Source organism: Chryseobacterium sp. SIMBA_029 (assembly GCF_046535275.1).
GTDB lineage: Bacteria > Bacteroidota > Bacteroidia > Flavobacteriales > Weeksellaceae > Chryseobacterium.
Window position 1 is genome coordinate 321,087 of sequence record NZ_JAWRXA010000007.1, and the last position, 7,217, is coordinate 328,303.

At 34.8% G+C, this 7,217-nt stretch carries 6 protein-coding genes; 3 read left to right on the forward strand and 3 right to left on the reverse strand.

Annotated features, from left to right (window positions below; all coding sequences use genetic code 11):
* Positions 1-58 precede the first annotated feature (58 nt).
* On the forward strand, positions 59-2,206 hold the full coding sequence (locus tag SB679_RS15120; protein ID WP_410703114.1) for a helix-turn-helix domain-containing protein: 2,148 nt from the start codon (positions 59-61) through the stop codon (positions 2,204-2,206).
* A gap of 81 nt (positions 2,207-2,287) precedes the next feature.
* Here the strand turns inward: SB679_RS15120 and SB679_RS15125 are convergent, their stop codons facing one another.
* Positions 2,288-2,737 (reverse strand): mannose-1-phosphate guanylyltransferase, encoded by a 450-nt coding sequence (locus SB679_RS15125; RefSeq protein ID WP_410703115.1) that lies wholly within the window; start codon positions 2,735-2,737, stop codon positions 2,288-2,290.
* 21 nt (positions 2,738-2,758) lie between these two features.
* On the reverse strand, positions 2,759-3,541 hold the full coding sequence (locus SB679_RS15130; RefSeq protein WP_410703116.1) for a DUF2971 domain-containing protein: 783 nt from the start codon (positions 3,539-3,541) through the stop codon (positions 2,759-2,761).
* Positions 3,542-3,740: 199 nt separating this feature from the next.
* On the opposite strand from SB679_RS15130, the gene SB679_RS15135 reads away from it, so the two are divergent.
* Positions 3,741-4,745, forward strand: a complete 1,005-nt coding sequence (locus SB679_RS15135; protein ID WP_410703117.1) for an LLM class flavin-dependent oxidoreductase — start codon at positions 3,741-3,743, stop codon at positions 4,743-4,745.
* 68 nt (positions 4,746-4,813) lie between these two features.
* Entirely contained in the window at positions 4,814-5,935 is a 1,122-nt protein-coding gene (gene ribB, locus SB679_RS15140) for a 3,4-dihydroxy-2-butanone-4-phosphate synthase (RefSeq protein ID WP_410703118.1), read from the forward strand.
* 121 nt (positions 5,936-6,056) lie between these two features.
* Here the strand turns inward: ribB and fmt are convergent, their stop codons facing one another.
* Positions 6,057-7,004, reverse strand: coding sequence for a methionyl-tRNA formyltransferase (fmt, locus tag SB679_RS15145; protein ID WP_410703119.1), 948 nt, complete (start codon positions 7,002-7,004; stop codon positions 6,057-6,059).
* Between the last annotated feature and the right edge of the window lie 213 nt (positions 7,005-7,217).

The following is a 7,217-nucleotide window of genomic DNA, read 5'->3' on the forward strand; positions in this document are numbered from 1 at the left end:
TTTTTCAAAACGTATGCCAAGATAGAAAAATCAAATTCATTTACGTAATTTTGCAGCGATGAACAATCATTTTTTTGACTTAATAGAACATACCAACCGAAGTGTTTTTCTTACAGGAAAAGCGGGGACAGGTAAAACAACCTTCCTTAACGATTTTGTAAAAAAGACAAGGAAAAAACATATCGTGGTAGCACCTACGGGAATTGCTGCCATCAATGCAGGCGGCGTTACCATTCATTCCATGTTTGGTTTACCTTTGCGAACTTTTTTACCAACTACAGAACGGATCGATGAGAGCCTCGGGAATAATATTGCCGATCTTATGCCTCATTTCAAATACCGGAAAGATAAGCTTAAGTTACTGCGGGAGGTAGAAGTTCTTATTATTGATGAGGTTTCCATGCTGCGAGCGGATGTTTTGGATATGATGGATTTCTCCCTGAGATTTATTAGACGGAATACCCAGCGTTTTGGCGGGGTTCAGATGTTGTTCATCGGGGATCTCTATCAGCTGCCGCCGGTGGTAAGGGATGAGCATATTTTAAAAATGTATTATCAATCGCCGTTCTTCTTCGACAGTCTTGCGATCAAAGATATTCCTTTGCTGACGATTGAGCTGACCAAAGTCTACAGACAGTCTGATGAAGGCTTTTTAGCTATTCTGAATGCCATTCGTGACGGAGATGTTGGCAGTATTGATTTTGAACACCTTAATGAAAGATATGATCCCGGTTTTAATGCGGGTGAAGATTCATATGTTTATCTGTGTTCACATAATAAAATGGCTGATGAGATCAATCAGGAAAAGCTGAAGGAGATCAAAGTGGATGGTTCTACCTATGAAGCGAAACTGTTTGGGGAGTTTAAAGAAAACCAGTTTCCCAATGAACAGTTTTTAGAATTGAAAGTAGGAGCCCAAATTATGTTTATCAGAAATGATATTTCTCCCGAAAAAAGATACTTCAACGGGAAATTGGGTGAAATTGTCGGCCTGGATGAAAGCGAGATCAGAGTCGTTCTGGACGGAAGCGAAAAAGAGATTACCGTAAAAAGAGAAGTTTGGGAACAGAAAAAATATTTTCTTGACACCGATAAAAATATTAAAGAAGAAGTACTGGGAAGCTTTGAACAGTTTCCGATCAAATTGGCCTGGGCCGTGACGATCCATAAAAGTCAGGGACTTACTTTTGATAAAGTGATTATTGATGCCGGAAAAAGTTTTACGGCAGGTCAGGTGTATGTTGCTTTATCGAGATGCCGTACCCTGGAGGGAATTGTTTTAAAATCTAAAATCACTCCTGAAGTTATTTTTAAAGACAACAGGATTCTGCAGTTTCAGGGATCTACTTTTGCCAATGATAATGTGGAGGCGATCCTCAACCAGGAAAAATATGATTACAGCATCAAAAAAGTATTGCGTACGCTGGATTCAAGATGGTTCTTACATGAAGTGGAAAAATGGAATAAACTTTCTATGGCCACAAAAAGTATTGACAATACAAAAAGCAATCAACTCTATCTTCAGTTAAAACATGAAACGACCCAGCTTGGGAAGATTTTTGAAAAACTGGAGAAAATTCTGTTTCAGAAAGTCAATAATTTTATCATTGAAAAAGAAGAATGGACAGAAATTGAAACGAAATCAAAAGGAGCTGTTAATTTCTTTTTTACGACCGTTAAGGATAAAATTTTTAATCCTTTAAAAGAATTCTATGCTGAAATTAAAGGCGCAAAAGGGCTAAAACAGTATAATGACGAATTAAGAGACTGGCTGGAAGATATTGAAGAATATTTAAATAGTTTAAAAGATATCTACCTGCTGGAAACCAGATTGCTGGACGAGAAGAATGATAAGGAAGTCAGCATGGTTATTGCAAAAGTGCCTTCTCAGGTGCTTACTTTCCAACTGTTTGAACAGGGAAAAACAATTGCTGAAGTTGCTTTTGAAAGAGGCTTGGTAAAAGAAACGGTCATTGGGCATTTGGCGAAATTTGCCGAACAAGGATTATTGGATATTTCAAGAGTAATTACCACAGATAAAATCAAGGCTTTTGAAAACGAATTCTATAAAAACCCCCACGAAACCTTATCAGAATGGAAAGCTGCATTACCGAATGAATTTGAATTTAATGAAATCAGGATTCTGATTAATCATTATAATTTTAAGAAGCAAAGAGGGAATGATCTTCAGGCTGAGGCTAATTAATTATTTCATGGGATAAGGGATAGGATAGTAGTATTTCATTATAAATTTCTATCTTTTTCAAAAATGAAATGTTATTTTCATTTAATAACTATTTATTAATTTTCTTCGATTATTATCATAGAAGGTTGCTTGCCTACTTTCGTCTCTAAGTTCAATTTCAGTATTTTCCTTAGTATTAAAACGTGTTTTATCAGTTTGGATGAATTCGGTTATTGTATATTTTTGTTCACTAATCGTTTTAAAATCTACCAATTTTAAATATTCTTCGATTGAATTTTTGTCGGGCATTATTTTTCCGCTGCCTAAAGGGTGGCGGTCCTGCCCATTTTTTTTAACACCGGAAACCCAATATTCTTCTCCTGTTTCTATATTAAAATAATTCCCGCTGATTCCTGATATTTTAAGTTTTTTCAAAGCTTTATTATCAAAATAAACTGTTTGGCCTGATTTTGAAAACTCAACAAAACCAATCCAAGCCAATCCATTGTGGCCATTTGATTTATTTTCGAGATACATTATTTTAGATTTCATAGATTTTGAAATTAGTTATTACTATTTTAAATCAGAATATTTAATTTTTTTTTCTATTTTGTATGTTTGAAGTAAATTTGAAATTACGTCAAAAAACCATTGCGGAGCTTTAGGGCTTACTATAATCTCTTCAATTAAAATATCTATATCTATATTAATGTATTTTCCATACTGATTTTCTTCTTTTGACCAATCATAATTTAAACCTGATTCAAAAGGTACTTTATATATCAATCTTACTTCTTTTTCATAATCATAATGCAAATTTTTATGTATTATCGGATAATTCATATTACCCATTTTCATTTTATCTTTTTTATAATCAAGATATTTCACTTCACTTACTTGAATTTGTTCTTCTGTATTTACAAAAGCAGTTTTGATTTTTTCAATATTAGTGGTTATCATAACGCCTTTAGATAAATCCGAGTAAATTTTCCATAGTGCATAAGATTCTGAATCATATTTATTCCAACAAGAAATGCATACTAATTTTTTATATTTTTCTTCAGCATTTTTTTGATCGGCTAATGCTTGTTCTACATGTTCTTCAACACTGGTTTTAATAATATCTAATAATTTATTTTTAGTAAAATGTGTATACCATTCTTTGAAGTCCTGGACACTTAATTCAGGAACCGTACCTTCATAACGATCTTCAAATTTGTCTAATCGTGAAAAATATAACTTTTTAGTCTGAATTAGTGAGATGAATTTTACTAAATCAAGATATCTTACTATTTTGTAATTCTCGTTTGGAAAATATACAGGAGCTGTACTTTGTGTTGGAATTTCAATAGGCATTATAGTTTTTTTTAAATTATAAATAAATCCAAATATACAAAATATACAAATTTTCTTGTAAGTAAAAGATTGTCATAAAAATTCAATTTCTAATAGTTTTTCTCTCACTACACCCATTAAACATATCAATTACAAAAAGTAACTAATGCAGTTTATATGTTTTAAATTTGTTTGGTTTTAAACCAACAATGTAAAGATTATGAAAAATTTTGAAATCTCCGTGCTAGATCTTGCTCCCGTAAAGCAGGGAAAAAGCATTCATGATACATTTCAGGACAGTTTGTCTTTAGCAAACCATACTGAAAATCTTAACTATAAAAGATTCTGGCTTGCCGAACACCACAATATGGAAAGTATTGCCAGCTCTGCCACGTCTGTGTTAATCGGTTTTATAGCCAATGGAACAAAAAAAATTAAAGTGGGATCAGGTGGTATTATGCTGCCCAATCACAGTTCGCTGATCATTGCCGAACAGTTTGGAACACTGGAGTCTCTTTTCCCCGGAAGAATTGATCTGGGAGTAGGAAGAGCGCCGGGAACGGATGGATTAACTGCGCAGGCATTAGGCCGAAATCCCGCCATTATTAATGAGCAGTTTCCAAGACAGATCCTGGAACTGCAAAAATATTTTTCCAAAGAAAATTCTAATTCATTGGTTCGTGCTATTCCTGGCGAAGGATTGGACATTCCAATTTATATTTTAGGATCCAGTACTGACAGTGCGTGGCTGGCTGCAGAACTCGGACTTCCGTATGCATTTGCTGGACATTTTGCCCCTGAACAGATGGAAATGGCTTTCAATATCTACCGGGAACATTTTGAACCTTCAAAACAATTAGATAAACCTTATATTTTAGCCTGTATCAACGGAGTAGCCGCCGAAACGTCCGAAGAAGCTCATAAGCTTTCAACAACATTATTTCAGGCGTTTATCAATATTGTAAGAAACGACAGAAAACCTTTTGCACCACCAGTGGATGATATGGACGATATCTGGTCGCCCATGGAAAAATCTATGGTACTGCAAAAGCTGAGATACAGTTTTATAGGAGATCAATCAGAAATAGAAGAAAAGCTGAAAAATTTTCAGGAAAAATTCAATGTTGATGAATTAATGATCAACTCGCATATTTACGACCATCAGAAAAGACTCGAGTCTTACGATATATTCAGAAAGGCAGCAGACTCCTTATTCAAAGCGTAATAAACCGTTTATATTAATTGGCAGATGCTTATTATTATGAGTATCTTTGCAAAAATCAAAAAGTAAAAATGTCTGATATTAAATTAAATACTATTCCAGAGGCTATTGAAGACCTTAAAAATGGTAAAATAATCATAGTAGTAGATGATGAGAACAGAGAAAACGAAGGTGATTTTCTTTGTGCTGCGGAACTTACAACTCCTGAGCTTATAAATTTTATGGCCGTTCATGGAAGAGGCTTAATCTGTATGCCGCTTCCGGAAAAAAGATGCGACGAACTAGGTTTAGAGATCATGGTTAGCAGAAGCAGCGATCCTAAAGAAACCGCATTTACCGTATCCGTTGACCTTCTTGGAAACGGAACTTCTACAGGTATTTCTGCAGGTGACAGAGCAAAAACGATTTTGGCATTGATGGACGAGCGTTCAAAACCTACTGATTTCATGAGACCGGGGCACATTTTCCCGCTTCGTGCAAAAAAAGGAGGTGTTTTGAAAAGAGCCGGCCATACTGAAGCTGCAATTGATCTTACGAATTTAGCAGGATTGAAAGAAGGGGGTGTGATTTGTGAAATCATGAATGAAGACGGTACCATGTCCCGTTTGCCTGATCTTTATGCATTTGCTCAAAAACATGATATGAAGATCGTTTCTATTGAAGATTTGATCCATTATCAGCTTAAAAAAGGAAATCTTATCGACAGATTAGAAGAAAGAAAAGTGAAAACCCATTACGGAGAATTTGATTTCTATGCTTTCAGAGAAACTTCTAACGAGCAGATTCACTTTGCATTGGCGAAAGGATCATGGACAGTGGATGAACCTGTTTTAGTAAGAGTTCAGTCTTCAGATTCTTATTTTGACGTATTGACAAGACTTAACAATGGTGAAAAACCATTATTGGAGAAAGTGACCAATATGATTAATGAAGAAGGAAAAGGAGTCGTTATTTTCATTAATAATGTTTCCAATTCTGAAAATACATTAAAAAAATTACAGCAGTTCCTGGATTATCAGGACGGTCAGGAAAAGCGTCCAACATTAGCATACAATTACAGAGATTACGGTATCGGAACACAAATACTGAAAAACCTGGGGATTAATAAATTCAAAGTAATCACTCAGAATCCTGATGTTAAACCTCAGGTAGGAGGATATGATGTTGAGGTGACTGAACTGGTTCAACTATAAAATATACATGTTTGTTATGTGAATAGTTAATTGTGAATAGTCAATTTTACGGAATTATTTACAGTGTTGCTAACTTATTATCGAACATGGATTTCGACGAAATAAAAATGGCTTGATAAAATCAAGCCATTTTTATTTCGTCGAAATTTCTGAATCCATTCAGAAAATCTTTAATATTCATTCTTTTCTTTCCTTCCAGCTGTAATTCCAAAGGCTCATAAAATCCATCCTGAGTATAGATCTTAAAGCTGTTTTTGGAAATTTCCAAGGTACCTGCAGGCTTTCCGTGGTTTGTAATTTCAAATTTTCCGGCATATATTTTCAATCCTTTTTCCTCATCCCCAATTTTTAATGTGGTAAATGCTGCAGGATAAGGCGACATGCCTAAGATAAACTGATGAACCGTTTTTGAAGAAGCATCCCAATTTATTTTGGTATCTTCTTTAAATATTTTATAGGCGTTTTTCGGTTGTTCAACGTGAGGCTGAGGTCTTTCTTCAATAGCATTTTCTGCTAATCCGTCCAACGTTTTTACCACTAGCTTAGAACCCATTTCCATAAGTCGGTCATGGAGACTTCCTGCATTTTCATCAGGCAGAATATTGATCTCTTCCTGAAGAAGGATATTCCCTTCATCTATTTTTTCATTAATGAAAAATGTAGTGGCTCCCGTTTTTTCTTCCCCGTTGATCACTGCATAATTAATAGGGGCAGCACCTCTGTAATCAGGCAGGAGAGAAGCATGAAGGTTGAAAGTACCCATTCCAGGCATTTCAAAAAGAACCTTAGGCATCATTCTGAAAGCAACGACTACAAAAACATCAGCATCTAATGCTCGGAGTGATTCTAAAAATTCAGAATTTCTTAATTTTTCAGGCTGAAACACCGGAATATTATGTTCTGCCGCATATACTTTTACCGGAGATTGATTGATCTTTTGTCCGCGTCCGCTGGCTTTATCAGCAACGGTTACTACGCCTACAACTTCATGATTTGATTGATGGATGGCTTCCAGTGAAGTCTTTGCAAACTCTGGAGTTCCTAGGAAAACTACTTTCAATGATTTCATACTACAAAGATAGGAGTCTTTTGATTATTGAAAAATAAAAATTGAAGATATTGAAGGTGGTTGACAGTTGATAGTTGACGGTTGTTGGTTAACAGTTGATGTTTTTTGGAATTTGGTTTTACTATTTTTACACTAAACACTAAACACTAAACACTAAACACTAAACACTAAACACTAAACACTAAACACTAAACACTAAACACTAAACACTAA